General features: G+C 74.9%; 17 protein-coding genes and 1 pseudogene. 12 read left to right on the forward strand and 6 right to left on the reverse strand.

Annotated elements, in window-relative coordinates; genetic code table 11:
- Positions 1 to 200 (forward strand): integrase core domain-containing protein (locus tag Q5694_RS00005; RefSeq protein ID WP_333929830.1); only part of this gene is annotated, 200 nt, incomplete at its 5' end.
- 49 nt (positions 201 to 249) lie between these two features.
- Here Q5694_RS00005 and Q5694_RS00010 read toward each other — a convergent pair.
- Entirely contained in the window at positions 250 to 777 is a 528-nt protein-coding gene (locus Q5694_RS00010; RefSeq protein WP_333929831.1) for a gamma carbonic anhydrase family protein, read from the reverse strand.
- Positions 778 to 888: 111 nt separating this feature from the next.
- Here Q5694_RS00010 and Q5694_RS00015 point away from each other — a divergent pair, with 111 nt between their 5' ends.
- Positions 889 to 1,686: an acyltransferase gene (locus Q5694_RS00015; RefSeq protein WP_333929832.1), complete on the forward strand. Its 798-nt coding sequence runs from the start codon at positions 889 to 891 to the stop codon at positions 1,684 to 1,686.
- 27 nt (positions 1,687 to 1,713) lie between these two features.
- On the opposite strand, the gene Q5694_RS00020 is transcribed toward Q5694_RS00015, so the two are convergent.
- Positions 1,714 to 2,571 (reverse strand): DMT family transporter, encoded by an 858-nt coding sequence (locus tag Q5694_RS00020; RefSeq protein ID WP_333929833.1) that lies wholly within the window; start codon positions 2,569 to 2,571, stop codon positions 1,714 to 1,716.
- A 97-nt stretch (positions 2,572 to 2,668) separates the two neighbouring features.
- Here Q5694_RS00020 and Q5694_RS00025 point away from each other — a divergent pair, with 97 nt between their 5' ends.
- Together Q5694_RS00025 and Q5694_RS00030 are read left to right on the forward strand one after the other, a co-directional pair.
- On the forward strand, positions 2,669 to 3,241 hold the full coding sequence (locus Q5694_RS00025) for an XRE family transcriptional regulator (protein WP_333929834.1): 573 nt from the start codon (positions 2,669 to 2,671) through the stop codon (positions 3,239 to 3,241).
- A gap of 43 nt (positions 3,242 to 3,284) precedes the next feature.
- On the forward strand, positions 3,285 to 3,842 hold the full coding sequence (locus Q5694_RS00030; protein ID WP_333929835.1) for a YbaK/EbsC family protein: 558 nt from the start codon (positions 3,285 to 3,287) through the stop codon (positions 3,840 to 3,842).
- 82 nt (positions 3,843 to 3,924) lie between these two features.
- Here the strand turns inward: Q5694_RS00030 and Q5694_RS00035 are convergent, their stop codons facing one another.
- Positions 3,925 to 5,148, reverse strand: a complete 1,224-nt coding sequence (locus Q5694_RS00035) for a 4-hydroxybenzoate 3-monooxygenase (RefSeq protein ID WP_333929836.1) — start codon at positions 5,146 to 5,148, stop codon at positions 3,925 to 3,927.
- A gap of 78 nt (positions 5,149 to 5,226) precedes the next feature.
- Positions 5,227 to 5,637 (reverse strand): CoA-binding protein, encoded by a 411-nt coding sequence (locus Q5694_RS00040; protein WP_333929837.1) that lies wholly within the window; start codon positions 5,635 to 5,637, stop codon positions 5,227 to 5,229.
- Between the two features lie 139 nt (positions 5,638 to 5,776).
- Between Q5694_RS00040 and Q5694_RS00045 the strand changes: the two are divergent.
- From Q5694_RS00045 to Q5694_RS00070, 6 genes and pseudogenes are all read left to right on the forward strand, one after another.
- Positions 5,777 to 6,270: pseudogene (locus Q5694_RS00045) on the forward strand (ABC transporter ATP-binding protein); the annotation flags it as partial.
- A gap of 59 nt (positions 6,271 to 6,329) precedes the next feature.
- Positions 6,330 to 7,043 carry a hypothetical protein gene (locus Q5694_RS00050; RefSeq protein ID WP_333929838.1) on the forward strand — a complete coding sequence of 238 codons (714 nt, stop codon included), beginning with the start codon at positions 6,330 to 6,332 and terminating at the stop codon, positions 7,041 to 7,043.
- Positions 7,040 to 7,600 (forward strand): SixA phosphatase family protein, encoded by a 561-nt coding sequence (locus tag Q5694_RS00055; protein ID WP_333929839.1) that lies wholly within the window; start codon positions 7,040 to 7,042, stop codon positions 7,598 to 7,600. The genes Q5694_RS00050 and Q5694_RS00055 overlap by 4 nt, the downstream gene beginning before the upstream one ends.
- A 9-nt stretch (positions 7,601 to 7,609) precedes the next feature.
- Positions 7,610 to 8,236, forward strand: coding sequence for a YigZ family protein (locus tag Q5694_RS00060; RefSeq protein ID WP_333929840.1), 627 nt, complete (start codon positions 7,610 to 7,612; stop codon positions 8,234 to 8,236).
- 109 nt (positions 8,237 to 8,345) lie between these two features.
- A complete protein-coding gene (locus tag Q5694_RS00065; RefSeq protein WP_333929841.1) occupies positions 8,346 to 9,509 on the forward strand; it encodes an exonuclease SbcCD subunit D in 1,164 nt (387 codons plus the stop codon).
- Entirely contained in the window at positions 9,506 to 12,502 is a 2,997-nt protein-coding gene (locus Q5694_RS00070; RefSeq protein WP_333929842.1) for an SMC family ATPase, read from the forward strand. The genes Q5694_RS00065 and Q5694_RS00070 overlap by 4 nt, the downstream gene beginning before the upstream one ends.
- A 2-nt stretch (positions 12,503 to 12,504) precedes the next feature.
- On the opposite strand, the gene Q5694_RS00075 is transcribed toward Q5694_RS00070, so the two are convergent.
- On the reverse strand, positions 12,505 to 12,951 hold the full coding sequence (locus Q5694_RS00075) for an Lrp/AsnC family transcriptional regulator (protein WP_333929843.1): 447 nt from the start codon (positions 12,949 to 12,951) through the stop codon (positions 12,505 to 12,507).
- A 94-nt stretch (positions 12,952 to 13,045) separates the two neighbouring features.
- Here Q5694_RS00075 and Q5694_RS00080 point away from each other — a divergent pair, with 94 nt between their 5' ends.
- Both Q5694_RS00080 and Q5694_RS00085 read left to right on the forward strand, forming a co-directional pair.
- The gene (locus tag Q5694_RS00080) at positions 13,046 to 13,519 is read left to right on the forward strand and encodes a rhodanese-like domain-containing protein (RefSeq protein WP_333929844.1); all 474 of its coding nucleotides are present in this window, start codon (positions 13,046 to 13,048) and stop codon (positions 13,517 to 13,519) included.
- Positions 13,520 to 13,564: 45 nt separating this feature from the next.
- Positions 13,565 to 14,083 (forward strand): immunity 21 family protein, encoded by a 519-nt coding sequence (locus tag Q5694_RS00085; RefSeq protein ID WP_333929845.1) that lies wholly within the window; start codon positions 13,565 to 13,567, stop codon positions 14,081 to 14,083.
- Positions 14,084 to 14,152: 69 nt separating this feature from the next.
- Here the strand turns inward: Q5694_RS00085 and Q5694_RS00090 are convergent, their stop codons facing one another.
- Complete coding sequence (locus tag Q5694_RS00090) at positions 14,153 to 15,844, reverse strand: DUF885 domain-containing protein (protein ID WP_333929846.1); 1,692 nt, start codon at positions 15,842 to 15,844, stop codon at positions 14,153 to 14,155.
- Between the last annotated feature and the right edge of the window lies 1 nt (position 15,845).

Genomic DNA, 15,845 nt, shown 5'->3' on the forward strand with positions numbered 1-15,845 from the left:
AGACCAACGGCAAGGTCGAACGCTTCAACCGCACCCTGCTCGACGAATGGGCCTACCTGCGGCCCTACACCAGCAACACCGAACGCACCGCGGCCCTGGCAGACTTCCTGCACACCTACAACCACCACCGCTGCCACACCGCACTCGGCGGCCAGCCACCGATCAGCCGCGTGAACAACCCTGCGGGTCAATACACCTAGGCTCGGGAAGCGGCGCGATCAGCCCCGGCGCCCGCACCCGCCCGACGGCCTACGCGTGCGCGTCGCGGTGCGCCTTGGCCAGCTCGGCGTACATCGTGCCGTTGAGGGTGACGCCCTGCCGCTCCTCCTCGGACAGCTCCCGCCGGACCTTGGCGGGCACCCCGGCCACGAGCGAGCCGGGCGGCACGACCATCCCCTGCGGCACCAGCGCCTGCGCGGCGACGAGGGAACCCGCCCCGATCACCGCGCCGTTCAGGACCGTCGCCCCCATGCCGATCAGGCAGTCGTCTCCGACGGCAGCGCCGTGCACCACCGCGTTGTGGCCGATGCTCACCCGCTCACCGATCCGCACGGGGAACCCCGGGTCGGCGTGCAGGGTGCAGTTGTCCTGGACGTTGCTGCTCGCCCCGACGGAGATCGCCTCCACGTCGCCGCGCACCACGGCCCCGTACCAGACACTCGCCCCGGCGCCCAGGGTGACACCGCCGACGACGGAAGCCGTCGGCGCCACGAACGCCGTTTCGTCGATCTCCGGCTCCCGGCCGCCGATCCCCGTGATCATCGCCCGCTGTCCCATGCCCGCCTCCACTGACGTCGTTGCCGACCCGCACCGTACGCCACGCCGTGGGGTGAAGATCACAGGCCCTCGCCCTCATGGGCGCTCGCCCGGCTGAGTACGGTGACTTCCGTGCCGAAGCGCAAGAACACGTTCTCATCCTGGCGGCGGGGCCTGACGCAGCGTGCCGTCCACGCGGGCTGGGCCTGGTTGCAGCGGACGGCCTCCGTCACCGCCGAGCACCCCGGCCGGTACCGCTTCGGCGCCATGGGAACAGGTACCAGACTGGCCTTCCCGCTCGGCACCGTCTTCGGCGAGCCGTGGATCCGCCTCGGCTCCCACTGCATCATCGGCGAGCAGGTCACCCTCACCGCGGGCCTCATGCCCGACCTCGACCTCGGCCCCGAGGCGATCCTGCGGATCGGCGACGGGGTGGTCCTGGGCCGCGGCAGTCACGTCATCGCCGACACGACGGTCACCATCGGCAGCGACTGCTACTTCGGCCCGTACGTCTACGTAACCTCGACGAACCACTCCTACGACGACCCGCACCAGCCGATCGGGAAGCAGTGGCCGCGGATGGAGCCGGTGGAGATCGGGCCCGGCTGCTGGATCGGCACCGGCGCGGTGATCCTGCCCGGTGCCCGGATCGGGCGGAACGTGGTGGTGGCGGCGGGCGCGGTCGTCCGGGGCGCGGTGCCGGACCACTCGGTCGTGGCGGGCGCGCCGGCCCGCGTCGTGCGCCGCTGGACGCCCGCCGACGGCTGGCAGCCGCCGCTGCGCACCCCTCCGCCGGTGCCCATCCCGGAGGGGGTCACGCCCGAGCAGTTGCGGGCACTGTCGGAGCTGGACGAGGAGACGGCGGCGCGGCTGTCCCGGCTGGACGAGGAGGCCGCGGCCGGACTGGCGGAGCTGGAACCGGGCTCCTGAGGCCCGGGGCGCCCGCGGGTGCGGTGCTCAGCCCGAGGCCAGCAGGACCGTGCCCACCAGAGCCAGCCCGGCGCCCGCGGCCTGGACCGCCCGCAGCCGCTCACGCAGCACGCCGCGCGCGGCCACCGCCGTCACCACCGGGTAGAGCGAGGCCAGCACGGCCGCCACCGTGACCGGGCCCTGCTGGGCGGCGATCGAGTAGGTGCCGTTCGCGGCCACGTCCGCCAGTCCCACGAAGGCGAGGGCGGGCAGGGAGCGCCAGGGGAAGCCCTCCACGGGGAGTGCGGGGGCGCCGCGCCGCACCGAGACGTACAGGGCCGCCCCGCCCGCGGCCACGTTGGTCACCCGCTGCACGAACAGGGCCAGGAACAGCCCGGTCAGGGTGCTCGACGCCTCGGCGATGAGGGCCATCACCGCGCCGAAGCCGAACGCCGCGAGGAGGGTCAGGACGATCGCCTGCCGCTGCACGGGCGCGCCGCGGAACTGCGGTCCGCCGGCCAGACAGATGCCGGCCACGGCGACGAGGATGCCGACGAACTGCAGCAGGCCGGGACGCTCTCCCAGGACCAGGCCCACGCCCACCGGCACGGCCACGCCGATCGACCCCAGCGGTGAGACCACGCCCATCGGCCCCAGTGCCAGGGCCTTGTAGAAGGCCAGCATCGCCACCGGCCCGACCAGCCCGGCGGCCACGGCGAACCACAGCTGCGGCCCGGCCTCGCTCCAGCCACCCGTCGCGACGACGACCGCGCCGAGGATGGCGACCGCGATCGACTGCGAGACCACGACCACGGTGAGCGCGGGGGTGCGGCGGGTCAGCAGTCCACCGCCGAAGTCGGCCAGGCCCCAGAGCAGGCTGGTGGCCAGGGCGAAGAGCGCTGTCATGGGACGGATGCCTCGCAGTACAGTTCAGTGAACGATCAGGTCAACCACACCATAGTGCAGCTCACTGTACTGTGTCATACAGAATATTGGACGGAATGTGTCGGACCTCGACCTGCTGACCCAGTCCCTGGCGCGCAGCGTCAAGCACTGGCGCGCGGTGCGCGGCTTCACGCTGGACGTGCTCGCCGCCCGCGCGGGAGTCAGCCGCGGCATGCTCATCCAGATCGAGCAGGCCCGCACCAACCCCAGCCTGGGCACCGTCGTGAAGATCGGTGACGCGCTCGGCGTCAGCATCACCACCCTGCTCGACCACGAGCAGGGGCCGAACGTCCGCGTCGTCCCGGCCGAGCAGGCCGTCCGGCTGTGGCACACCGACGCCGGCAGCTACAACCGGCTGCTCGCCGGCACCGAGGCGCCGGGACCGCTGGAGATGTGGGACTGGCGGCTGATGCCCGGAGAGAGCAGCCCCTCCGACCCGCACCCCGCCGGCACGACCGAACTGCTGCACGTCACGGCGGGGGAGCTGACCCTCACCGTCGACGGGGCCGAGCACCGGGTGCCGGCCGGCGCCAGCGTCCACTTCGAGGCCGGCGTCCCGCACACCTACGGCAACACCGGGGACGTGCCGATGGAGATGGTCATGGCCGTCTCGGTGCCGCCCGTCTCCTGAGACGCCCGGGCGGCCAACCGTCCGGCGTTGTTAGCGTGCGGCCATGCGCGCACCCCTCGGACACTTCGACGACGCCCGACCCGCCCCCGCCTGCCTCGACGAGCTGACCACGCCGGTCGCCGACGCCGTCCGCCACTGGCGGGCGGGCGTCCCCGCCGATCAGATCGTCTACGTCGACACCGACCCCGCGTGGGCCGACACGGCCACCTTCGTCGAGCACTACGGGCAGGACCTGCTGGAGCGCTCGGCGAACTGCGTGGTCGTCGCGGGCAAGCGGGGCGGCGACACCACGCTCGCCGCGTGCGTCGTGCTGTCCACCACCCGGGTCGACGTCAACGGCGTGGTGCGCCGCCGGCTGGGTGCCCGCAAGGCGTCGTTCGCCGCGACGGACACGGCGACCGGCGAGACCGGCATGGAGTACGGCGGCATCACCCCGATCGGACTGCCCGAAGGCTGGCCCGTCCTGGTGGACGCGGCCGTGGTCGACCTGCCCTACGTCCTGGTCGGCAGCGGCCGGCGGCGCGGCAAGCTCCTGGTCCCCGGCAAGGCCTTCGCGGAACTGCCGGGCGCCGTGGTCCTGGAGGGCCTCGGCCTGGCCTGACCGGCCGGAACGCGAACCGGGGCCCGGCCCGCGGCGCGGCGGCCGCGCGGCCGCCGCGCCGCGCGGCCAGGGGGAACCGCCGCTAGTAGCGGGCGGCCGTGCCCAGGTACTGCTCGGCGAACGCGGCGGCCGCCGCGGGCGAGGTGAACAGCCGGCGCAGCCGGGCGAGCGTGGTGCCCGCACGGAAGGGGTCGCCCGCCGCCGTGCCGTGGAACACCTCGGACAGCCACTGCGAGAACTCCTGGTAGTCCCACACCCGCCGCGCACTCGCCTCCCCGTAGCCCGCCAGGCCGCCGTCGTCGCCCGTGGTGAGCCGGGCGACCAGTGCGTCGCCGAGCAGGAAGGCGTCGTGCAGGGCGAGGTTCATGCCCTTGGCCGCGATGGGGGCGACGAGGTGGGCGGCGTCCCCGGCCAGGTGGAGCCGTCCGTGCGTCACCGGCTGGACCACGTGGTCGTGCATCTCCAGCACGCGCTTCTCGACCAGCCGCCCCTCGGTGAGCGGCGGGGCGCCGGACGCCGCGAGCCGCTCCCGCAGTTCCGCCCAGACACGCTCGTGCGGCCAGTTCTCCGGGTCGTCGCCGGGCGGGCACTGGAGGTAGTAGCGCGTCATCCGAGGGCTGCGGGGCATCTGCCCGGCGAAGCCGCGCTCATGGCAGCCGAACAGCACGCAGTCGGCGGACGGCGGTGCCTCGGCGAGCAGGGCCAGCCAGCCGATGCCGTAGGAGTGCCGGGCGACACGCACCCGGTCCGGGGGCAGCGCGGCCCGGGTCGCGCCGCGTGCCCCGTCGCACCCGGCGATGAAGTCGCAGTGCACGACCCGCCGTTCACCGGTGCCGGGACAGACGTACGACACCGCGGGGTGGTCGGTGTCGACGTCGTGGAGGCGGACGTCCCGGACGCCGAAGAGGATCCGGCCGGCGCGCACGTCGGCGTACTCGTGCACCAGGTCCCTCACCAGCAACGGCTGCGGGTAGACGAAGTGGTGGGAGCCCGTCAGCTCACCGTAGGCGAACCGGTAGCGCTCCCCGCCGAAGCGGAACTCGCAGGCGGTGTGCAACTCGGCGCGGTCCAGCAGGTTCCGCGCCAGACCCCGCTTCTCCAGGCCCCGCACGGCCCATTCCTCGATGACCCCGGCCCGGGGCCGCTGTTCGATGAACTCGCGGGTCTCCGCCTCCAGCACCAGGCAGTCCACCGAGGCCGCCCGCAGGATGTTCCCGACGGTCAGCCCGGCCGGGCCGGCGCCCACGACGACGACCGGAAAGCGTTGCGGGGAAAGGGAGTCGTAGCCGGGGGAGACGTCGGTCATGCGGCTCATTATGAGGGCCGTCCCCGGCCGCAGGAACGGCCGGAGCACCGGCCGGCCATCGCTTCCGAACGGCCGGGGTCACCGCCCCAGCCGCGGGATCTCGATGGCCGGGCAGCGGTCCATCACCATCTCCAGACCCGCCGCACGGGTCCGGTCGTACGCCGCCTCGTCGACCACGCCGAGCTGGAACCAGACGGCCTTCGCGCCCTCGGCGACGGCCTCGTCCGCGACCGCGCCGGCCAGGGCGCTGTTCACGAAGACGTCCACGACGTCGACCTCGAACGGGATGTCCGCCAGGCTCGCGTACCCCCGCTCGCCGTGTACCGTCTCCGCCTTCGGGTGCACCGGCACGACGCGCTTGCCGAAGCGCTGCAGCGTCGCGGCCACGCCGTACGCCGCGCGCTGCCGGTTCGACGACAGGCCCACCACGGCCCAGGTGTCGCCGAGCCCGGTGAGGATCCTGCGGACCGTTGCCTCGTCGCCGTACACCGGTGACCTCCTCGGGGAGTCGCGGAAGAACTGTGCCCTGGTCAACGACCCCGGCCGCCCGGTGATTCCCCGCCCGCCCCGTGACAGCTCGCCGAAGCCAGTCGAACCCATGTACGTGGGTCAGGGAATCCGGTGGGACGTCCCGCACCGCCGGGCCCGGACGCCCGCCTGGCGGACGACGAGCGAGCCGTACGGGACGCCCTGGAGCACACCGGCCTCGCCGACCGGGCCGGACAGCCCTGGCACACCCTGTCGGGCGGTGAACGGCAGGGTGTGCAGATCGCCCGCGCGCTCGCCCAGGAGCCCCGCGAACTCCTCCTGGACGAGCCGACCAACCACCTGGACATCCACCACCGGCTCGCCCTGCTCGATCTCGTCACCGCCCTGCCGGTCACGACCGTCGTCGCCCTGCACGACCTCGACCTCGCGGCGATGTACTGCGACCGGGTCGTGGTGCTGCGCGGTGGCCGGATGGTGGCGGCCGGCACCCCGGCCGAGGGGCTCACGGCGGACCTGATCGCCGAGGTGCACGGAGTGCGGGCGGACGTCCGCCGCGACGGACCGGGGGGACGGCCCCACGTGCGCTTCCTCGGCACCCTGGAGCCGGCCCGGCGCAGCCCGCCGGGGCGATGACGCCGCCACGCCGACCGGAACACGCCGCGCCGGCCCGCCCACCGGCCTACGCTCGCCCTGTGCTGCGCATCATCGACGCCCGTACCGGGGAACCCGCCGACGCCGCCCCGGCCCGCCGCGGACCGGCCCGTGTCCTGGTGCACGCCGCCGGCTCCGGTCTGACGGGCCTGCGCGTGCTGCTCGTGGCCGATCTGCTCGTCCGGGCCCTGGAGATCGGCGGTACTCCGGTGTGGGCGTCCCTGAGCGGCGGGCAGCCGCAGCCGGAACTGCGGGCGGACGCCTCGGCGCTCGGCGTGCGGCCCTTCGAGGACGGCCCCGTCACGGGCCCCGGTGGAACCCGGGTCGTTCATGTCACCGCCGAGGGCGGCGACGCACCGGACGGGCCCCGCATCGCCGTGGCGCCCGCGAGCGGCCCCGGCCCGTCGGACCTGCCCGACTCCGCCCCCCTGCGCCTGGCCCTGATGGCCCGGCACCACGCGACGCCCGCCCGGCTGGAACCGGCCGGTATCGACGAGGCGGGCACCACCCTCGCGCGCTGGCGCGACGCGGTCGCCCGCTGGGCCCGCAGCCCCTCGCGCCCGGTCCCCGAGGACGTGCGCCGGGCGCTGCGCGACGCCTGGGAGCACGACCTGGACCTCCCGGGCGTGCTGGACGTCCTGCGCCAGGTGGAGACCGGACCCGGGGTGCCGGACGGTGCCCGCTTCGAGACCTACGCCTTCGCCGACCGGCTCCTCGGCCTCGACCTCACCGCCGGCCTGGGATCCGCCGCGTGATCGCCCGTGCGGGAGGAGGCCCGCTGCGCCGCCTGGTCCTGCTGCGGCACGCCAAGTCCGCCTGGCCCCTGGACGTCGCCGACCACGAACGTCCCCTCGCACCCCGCGGCCGCCGGGACGCCCCCGCCGCCGGGCGGGCCCTGGCCGAGGCGGACTGCCTGCCGGACCTCGCGCTGTGCTCCACCGCCGTCCGCGCCCGCGCGACGTGGGACCTGGCCGCCGCCGAGTGGGGCTCACCACCGCCCGTCCGGCACGACAGGCGCCTGTACGCCGCCGGGCCGCAGGGCCTGCTGAACGTGGTGCACGAGGTGCCCGCCGAGGTGGAGACGCTGCTGCTGGTCGGGCACAACCCCGGGCTGGAGGAACTGGTCCTGGCGCTCGCCGGGGACGGGCTGGACGACACCCTGGAGCGGGTGCGCACGAAGTTCCCGACCGCGGCGATCGCCGTCCTGTCCTGGCACGGCACGGCCTGGCACGCCCTCACCCCCGGCAGCGCGCTGCTCACCTCCGTGACCGTGGCCCGGGGCGCGAGGAAACACCACGGGCCCCACGCATAGGCTGGCCGGATGCAGGACGAATACCGCACGGTCGCCCGGGCGGGCGTGCACGAGACCGAGGTCAACCGCTCCCGCTTCCTGTGCGCCCTCGCCCCGGCGGCCACCGAGCAGGAGGCCCAGGAGTTCATCGCCGCGGTCCGCAGGGAGCACGCCGACGCCAACCACAACTGCTGGGCCTACGTCATCGGCGCCGACGCCTCGGTGCAGAAGGCGAGCGACGACGGAGAACCCGGCGGAACCGCCGGCGTCCCCATGCTCCAGATGCTCCTGCGCCGCGACATGCGCTACGTCGTCGCCGTCGTCACCCGCTACTTCGGCGGCGTCAAGCTCGGCGCGGGCGGCCTCATCCGGGCCTACGGCGGAGCGGTCGGCGAGGCCCTGGACGCCGTCGGCACCCGCACCCGCCGCCGGTACCGCCTGGCCACGGTCACCGTCGACCACCAGCGGGCCGGGAAGCTGGAGAACGACCTGCGCACCACCGGACGCGAGGTGCGCGACGTCCGGTACGGGGAGGACGTCGCCCTCGACCTCGCCCTCCCGGACGCCGACCTGGAGACCTTCCGGGCCTGGCTCGCCGACGTGACCTCCGGCACGGCCCGCCTCGACGAGGGCGGTGAGGCGTACGGCGACGCCTGAGGATCCCGGACGAAGCGGGCGTTAACGGGCCGGAACGCGCCGGCTGTCGACGGGCGATACGGGAGTAACCACCCGTGATGTCAGGCCCGGCGGTTAGTCTCGGGGGATCATGAGACTGCTGCACACCTCCGACTGGCACCTGGGCCGCTCCTTCCACCGGGTCAACATGCTCGGCGCCCAGGCCGAGTTCGTCGGGCACCTCGTCGCGACCGTGCGGGAACGGGCCGTGGACGCGGTGGTCGTGTCGGGGGACGTGTACGACCGTGCGGTGCCGCCGCTCGCCGCGGTCGAGCTGTTCGACGACGCCCTGCACAGGCTCGCCGCCCTCGGTGTGCCCACCGTCATGATCTCCGGCAACCACGACTCGGCCCGCCGGCTGGGCGTCGGTGCCGGGCTGATCGACCGGGCCGGCATCCACCTGCGCACCGAGCCGTCGGCGGCCGGCACCCCGGTGGTGCTGGCCGACGCCCACGGGGACGTCGCCTTCTACGGCCTTCCCTACCTCGAACCGGCCCTCGTCAAGGACGAGTTCGGCGTGGAGAAGGCCGGGCACGAGAGCGTGCTCGCCGCCGCCATGGACCGGGTCCGCGCCGACCTGGCCGGCCGCGCACCCGGCACCCGCTCCGTCGTCCTCGCGCACGCCTTCGTCACCGGCGGCGAACCCAGCGACAGCGAGCGCGACATCACCGTCGGCGGAGTGGCCGCCGTGCCCGCCGGGGTCTTCGACGGCGTCGACTACGTGGCCCTCGGGCACCTGCACGGCTGCCAGACCCTCACCGGCCGGATCCGCTACTCCGGCTCCCCGCTGCCGTACTCCTTCTCCGAGGCGGACCACCGCAAGAGCATGTGGCTGATCGACCTGGCCGCCGACGGCACGGTCGGCGCCGAGCGCGTCAACTGCCCCGTCCCGCGCCCCCTGGCCCGCATCCGGGGCACGCTCGACGACCTGCTCGCCGACCCGGGCCTCACCCGCCACGAGGAGGCGTGGGTCGAGGCGACGCTCACCGACCCCGTCCGCCCGGCCGACCCGATGGCCCGGCTCACCGAGCGCTTCCCGCACACCCTCAGCCTCGTCTTCGACCCCGACCGCGACCGCGAGGAGACCGAGGTGTCCTACGCCCGCCGCCTGGCCGGACGCAGCGACCAGCAGATCGCCGAGGACTTCGTCGCCCACGTGCGCGGCACCGGACCCGACCCGCACGAACAGCGCGTGCTGCGCGACGCGTTCGACGCGGTGCGCGCCGACGACACCGTGCGGGAGGTGGCCCGGTGAGGCTGCACCGGCTTACGGTCACCGCGTTCGGGCCGTTCGGCGGCACCCAGACCGTCGACTTCGACGACCTGTCGGCCGCCGGGCTGTTCCTGCTGCACGGACCGACCGGCGCCGGCAAGACCTCCGTCCTGGACGCGGTCTGCTACGCCCTGTACGGCTCGGTCCCCGGCGCCCGGCAGGCGAGCGGACAGGGCACCGGCCTGCGCAGCGACCACGCCGCCCCCGCGATCCGCACCGAGGTGGGCCTGGAACTCACCGTGGCCGGACGCCGCCTGGAGGTCACCCGCCAGCCGCCCTGGGAACGCCCCAAGAAACGGGGCACCGGCACCACCGTCGACAAGGCCCAGACCTGGCTGCGCGAGTACGACACGCCCGCCGGGGCCTGGAAGGACCTCAGCCGCTCCCACCAGGAGATCGGCGAGGAGATCACCCAGCTGCTCGGCATGAGCCGGGAGCAGTTCTGCCAGGTCGTCCTGTTGCCGCAGGGCGACTTCGCGCGGTTCCTGCGCGCCGACGCCGAGGCCCGCGGGAAACTGCTGGGCCGCCTCTTCGACACCCGCCGCTTCGCCGACGTCGAAAAGCGCCTGTCCGAGCGCCGCCGCGTCACCGAGACACAGGTGCGCGAGGGCGACGCCGAGCTGCTGGCCGACGCCCACCGGATGCAGCAGGCCGCCGGCGGCGCCATGCAACTGCCGGAGCTGGCCCCCGGTGATCCCGGTCTCGCCGAAGCCGTGCTGGGCGCCGCCGCCGTGGCCCGCAGCACCGCCCGCGAACAGCTCACCGCCGCCGAGTGCACCCTCGCCGCCGCGGAGTCCGCGCAGCGGGCCGCAGCCCACGCCCTGGAGACCGTACGCGAACTCGCCCGGCTGCAGCGCAGGTTCACCGAGGCCCGGGAGCGGGCGGCGCGGCTGGAGGAGGGCGCCGGGGCCTTCCGGGAGGCACAGTCGCTCATGGAGCGGGCCCGCAAGGCCGAAGCGGTCGCCCCCGCCCTGGACCTGCGGGAGACCGCCGAGGCCGAGCACCGCCGGTCGGCCGCCGCCGAAGCGCGCGCCCGTGCCCTGCTGCCCGACGGCTTCGCCGACGCGGGAGCGGCCGGACTCGCCACCGCGGCCCGCCGCGCAGCCGAGGAACTGGGCGGACTGGACGCGGCCCGCCGGGCGGAGCGCCGGCTGGCCGAACTCCTCGACGAACGCGGCGTCCTGGACCGCCAGGAGCGCGCCGACGCCGACCTCCTCCAGGAGGCCGAAGCCTGGCTCGCCGGCTGGGAGGAGGCCCGCACGGCCCTCGAGACCCGCGTGGACCGTGCCCGGCAGGCCGCGGCCCTCGCCGAGCAGCTCGCCGTACGGCGTGATCCCGCCCGGCAGCGGCTGGCTGCCGCCCGGCTGCGCGACCAGCTCGCCGGAGACACGGAGGCAGCCGCCGAGCAGGTCCGCACCGCACAGCAGGAGGCGCTGCGGGCCAAGCAGCACTGGCTCGAGCTGAAGGAACAACGGCTGGCCGGCATCGCCGCCGAACTCGCCGCGAACCTCGCCGACGGCGATCCCTGCGCGGTGTGCGGCGCCACCGAGCACCCCGCGCCCGCCCGCAGGGTCGCCGGGCACGTCGGCCGCGAGGCCGAGGAACGCGCCCTCGCCGCCCACCAGCGCGCCGACGAACAGCGCGCCGAGCACGAACGCCGCCTCGGTGCCGTCCGGGAGGCCCTGGCCGCCGCCACCGCCGAGGCCGGTGACACGCCCACCGCCCGGCTGGCCGCCGAAGCGGAGGAACTCGAGGAGCAGTACGCGCACGCCCGCGCTGCCGCCGCCGAACTCCACTCCGCCCAGGAGCGGCTGCGGCAGGCCGGGCTCGAGCACGAGCGGCGCGTAGCCGCGCGGCAGGACGCCGCCGTACGGGCCGCCTCGCGGGTGGGCCACCGGGAGCGCCTCGACCGCGAACGCACAGCACTCCAGGAGGAGCTGGACCGGGCGCGGGGCGACCTGGACAGCGTCGCGGCGCGTGCGGCCCAGCTGGAGCGGCGCACCGCCCTGCTCCAGGACGCCGCCGACGCCGCCCGCGCCGCCGAGGACAGCGCCCAGCGCCTCAAGGAGGCCGACGCCCGGCTCGCGGACGCCGCCTTCCGCGCCGGTTTCGAGACCCCGCAGGCCGCGGCAGCCGCCCTCCTCGACGACGCCTCCCACCGCGAGCTTCAACGCCGGCTGGACGCCTGGCAGCACGAGGAGGCCGCCGTCCGGGCCGTCCTCGCCGAGGCGGACACCGCGGACGCCGCCGCCCGGCCGCCCGCCGACGTGACCGCGGCCCAGCAGGCCGCCGACGAGGCGGCCCGCCGACTGCGTGCCGCCGCCTCCGCCCACGACGCCGCCCGGCGGCGCTGCGCCGAACTCGACCGGCTGTCCGCCCGCGCCGAGGCCGCGGTGCGCCGGCTGGCGCCGCTGCGCGAGCAGTACGACCGGGTCGCCCGCATGGCGGGACTCGCCGCGGGGACCTCCGCGGACAACGAACGCCGGATGCGCCTGGAGTCGTACGTGCTGGCCGCCCGGCTGGAGCAGGTCGCCGCCGCCGCGACCGTGCGGCTGCGCCGCATGTCCTCCGGCCGCTACACCCTCGTCCACTCGGACGACCGCACCGGGCGCGGCCGCAGCGGCCTCGGACTGCACGTGGTCGACGCCTGGACCGGCCGCGAACGCGACACGGCGACGCTGTCGGGCGGCGAGACCTTCTTCGCCTCCCTCGCCCTGGCCCTCGGCCTCGCGGACGTCGTCACGGACGAGGCGGGCGGGGTGCGGCTCGACACCCTCTTCATCGACGAGGGCTTCGGCAGCCTCGACGACCAGACCCTCGACGAGGTGCTCGACGTCCTCGATTCCCTGCGTGAGCGCGACCGCAGCGTCGGCATCGTCAGCCACGTCGCCGACCTGCGACGGCGGATCCACGCCCAGCTGGAGGTCGTCAAGGGCCGCTCGGGATCGACCCTGAGGCAACGGGGCGCCGTCTGAGGTCAGCGGCCCAGGGGGCGCCGGGGCAGCGGTGAGGAGTAGACGACGCTCGTGGTCACCGAGCCCAGCGCCCCGATCCTCCCGGACACCTCCTCCAGGTGGCGCATGGAGCGCGCCGCGACCTTGATGACGAAGCAGTCGTCGCCCGTGACGTGGTGCGCCTCCAGGATCTCGGGCGTGACGGCGACCAGGTCGTGGAAGGGCTTGTAGTTGCCGGTCGGATACCTGAGCCGGACGAACGCCAGGATCGGCAGGCCCAGCCGCTCCGGCTCGACGACCGCCGCGTAGCCGCGGATGACCCCGGCCTCCTCCATGCGCCGTACGCGTTCGGTGACCGCGCTCGCGGACATCGACACGGCACGGGCCAGCTCGGCGAAACTGGCCCGGCCGTCCCGCTGGAGGACGTCGAGGATGCGCCAGTCGGTACCGTCCGGGGAATACGCGGTCATCACCGAGGAATAGCAGGGCGATCCCCGGCAGATCAAGGCCGAGGCCGGGGATCGCCGCTTCAGCCGGCGCTTCGACGCCCGTAGCTTCTTGTCCATGACCACCACCGTGAACCCCGTCCTGAGGATCGCGCCCGCCACACCGGCCGAGGCCGCCGCGCACTTCAGGGCCGCTCTGGCCTTCCACACCGACGTGTCCGACGTCGCCGCCGCGCTGGCGGCCGGCGGCGACCCGGGCTTCGTCCTCGTCGACTCCCGTTCCCCGGAGGCATGGGAGCAGGGACACGTCCCCGGCGCCCTCCACCTGCCGACCGCGCTCGTCCCCGAGCAGGCCGCACGGCTCCTCGACCCGTCGGTTCCGGTCGTGACGTACTGCTGGGGTCCGGGCTGCGACGGCGCGGCCCGCGCCGCGCTCGCCCTGGCCGAACGCGGCTACCGGGTCAAGGAGATGCTCGGCGGGTTCGAGTACTGGGTGCGCGAGGGCCTGCCGTTCGCGACCCGGCGGGGCGGCGGGCGCCGGGACCCGGACCCGCTGACGGCACCCGTGGACGCGGCCGACTGCGGCTGCTGAACCCCCCGTCGGCCGAACCGAGTTGGCCCTGTAGGTTCTTGCGCCATGGTGCGATACGCGGAACCGGGCGTCGTGGAGTGGGTGGAGTCGGGCGGCGGGCCGCTGATCGCGGTCCCGGAGACCGTCCTGCCGTTCTGGGCGGGCGCCGACGGCGAGGAGACGGCCTCGGACTACGACCGGGCCTGTGAGGTCGACGGACAGGCCGGGCTCCTCCCGGTCGGTGACGGCACCGCCCTCGTCCTGGGCGACGAACCGGCCGCGACCGCGTACCTCCCCGGCCCGGGTCTGTTCGTCCGCTGGTGCGCGGCCGACTCCGAGGAGGAACTCCTCGCGAGCGTCCCCTCGGCGAGCGCCACGGCCGAGTGGGGCCCGGAACTGGCCTGGAAGGTGCCCGGCCCCGTCCGTCTCTTCGACGCGGCCTGGCCCGGCACCGCCATCGCGGACACCGGACAGGTCCGCATCGCCCTGGAACCCGGCACGTACGGGGTCCGCGCCGCACGGGTCCGGCCGGGCCCGGAGACCTGGCTCGACCTCGTCCGGCTCCACCCGCGCGCGCCCAAGTAGTCCCGCGGGGGTGCCGCGCGGCCGGGTACGGCGCACCCGGCCGGTGACGCGGCGACCCCGGCGGGGGGCCTACAGCCGCGACAGTTCGTCCACCAGGTCGTCCAGCCCCAGCGAACCCTGCGACAGCGCCGCCATGTGCCACGCCTTCGGGTCGAAGGCGTCCCCGTGCCGCTTGCGGGCGTTCTCCCGGCCCAGCAGCCAGGCCCGTTCGCCGAGCTTGTAGCCGATCGCCTGGCCCGGCATGGACAGGTAGCGGGTCAGCTCGCTCTCCACGAAGTCGGCCGGCCGGCTGCTGTGGGAGCCGAAGAACTCCTGCGCCAGCTCCGGCGTCCAGCGCTCGCCGGGGTGGAACGGCGAGTCGTCGGGGATCGTCAGCTCCAGGTGCATGCCGATGTCGATGATGACGCGCACCGCCCGCATCATCTGCGCGTCCAGGTAGCCGAGCCGGCGCTCCGGGTCCGTCAGGAAGCCCAGTTCGTCCATCAGCCGCTCCGCGTACAGCGCCCAGCCCTCGGCGTTGGCGCTGACCATGCCGACGCTCGCCTGGTAGCGGGAGAGGTCCTGCGCCACGTGCTTCCACTGGGCCAGCTGCAGGTGGTGGCCGGGTACGCCCTCGTGGTACCAGGTCGACACCAGGTCGTACACCGGGAAGCGCGTCGCCCCCATGGTCGGCAGCCAGGTGCAGCCCGGGCGGGAGAAGTCGTCCGACGGAGGCGTGTAGTAGGGGGCCGCGGCGCTGCCCGCGGGGGCGATGCGCGACTCCACCCTGCGCACCCGCTCGGCGAGGTCGAAGTGGGTGCCGTCGAGGGCGTCCATCGCCTCGTCCATCAGGCCCTGCAGCCAGTCGCGGACCTCCTCGACGCCCTCGATGTGGGTGCCGTGCTCGTCGAGGTGGGCCAGTGCCTCCCACGGGGTGGCGGCGCCGGGGAGGATCTTCTCGGCCTCGGTCCTCATCTCGCCCAGCAGGCGGTGGTACTCGGACCAGCCGTAGGCGTACGCCTCGTCCAGGTCGAGGTCCGTGCCGTTGTAGTGGCGCACCCAGCGCGCGTACCGCTCACGGCCCACCACGTCCGGCGCGCCCTCGGCGGCCGGGGCGTACACGTCCCGCATCCAGTCGCGCAGCCGTGCGACCGCCTCGGTGGCGGCCCGGGCGGCCGTGTCCAGTTCGGCCCGCAGCGACTCGGGGCCCGCGGCCGCGTAGGCCTCGAACCAGCCGCGGCCCGAACCGTCCGCGTCGGCCCACTCGCCGAGCTGCCCGACGAACGTCGCGGTCGCGCGGGGCCCGCCGAACAGCTTGCGGTCCAGGCCGAGCGCCAGGGACTCGCGGTAGCCCTCCAGCGCGGCCGGGACCCCGCGCAGCCGCTCGGCGATGGCCGCCCAGTCCTCCTCCGTCTGCGCCGGCGTCACGGTGAAGACCTGCCGCACCGCGTGCGCCACGGAGCTCAGGTTGCTGACGGAGCGCAGGCTCTCGTCGGCCTCGTGCACGGCGAGTTCGGCGGTGAGCCGCTCGCGCAGCAGCCGTCCGCAGCGGCGTTCGATGTCGCTGTCCGCGCCGGGCCGCCGTTCCGCCTCGTCCAGCCGGGCCAGCGTCCGGCGGGCCAGCTCCGCCAGCGCCTCCTGGCCGGCGGGCGAGGTGTCGGGCAGCCGGTTCGAACTCGCCTTGTCGCCGAGGAACGTACCGGTGATCGGATCGAGGGCGACGAGCTCGTCGACGTAGGCGTCGGCGACCTCGCGGGGAAGCGCGCTGGTGATCTCAGACATG

Source organism: Streptomyces sp. AHA2 (genome assembly GCF_036857595.1).
GTDB lineage: Bacteria > Actinomycetota > Actinomycetes > Streptomycetales > Streptomycetaceae > Streptomyces.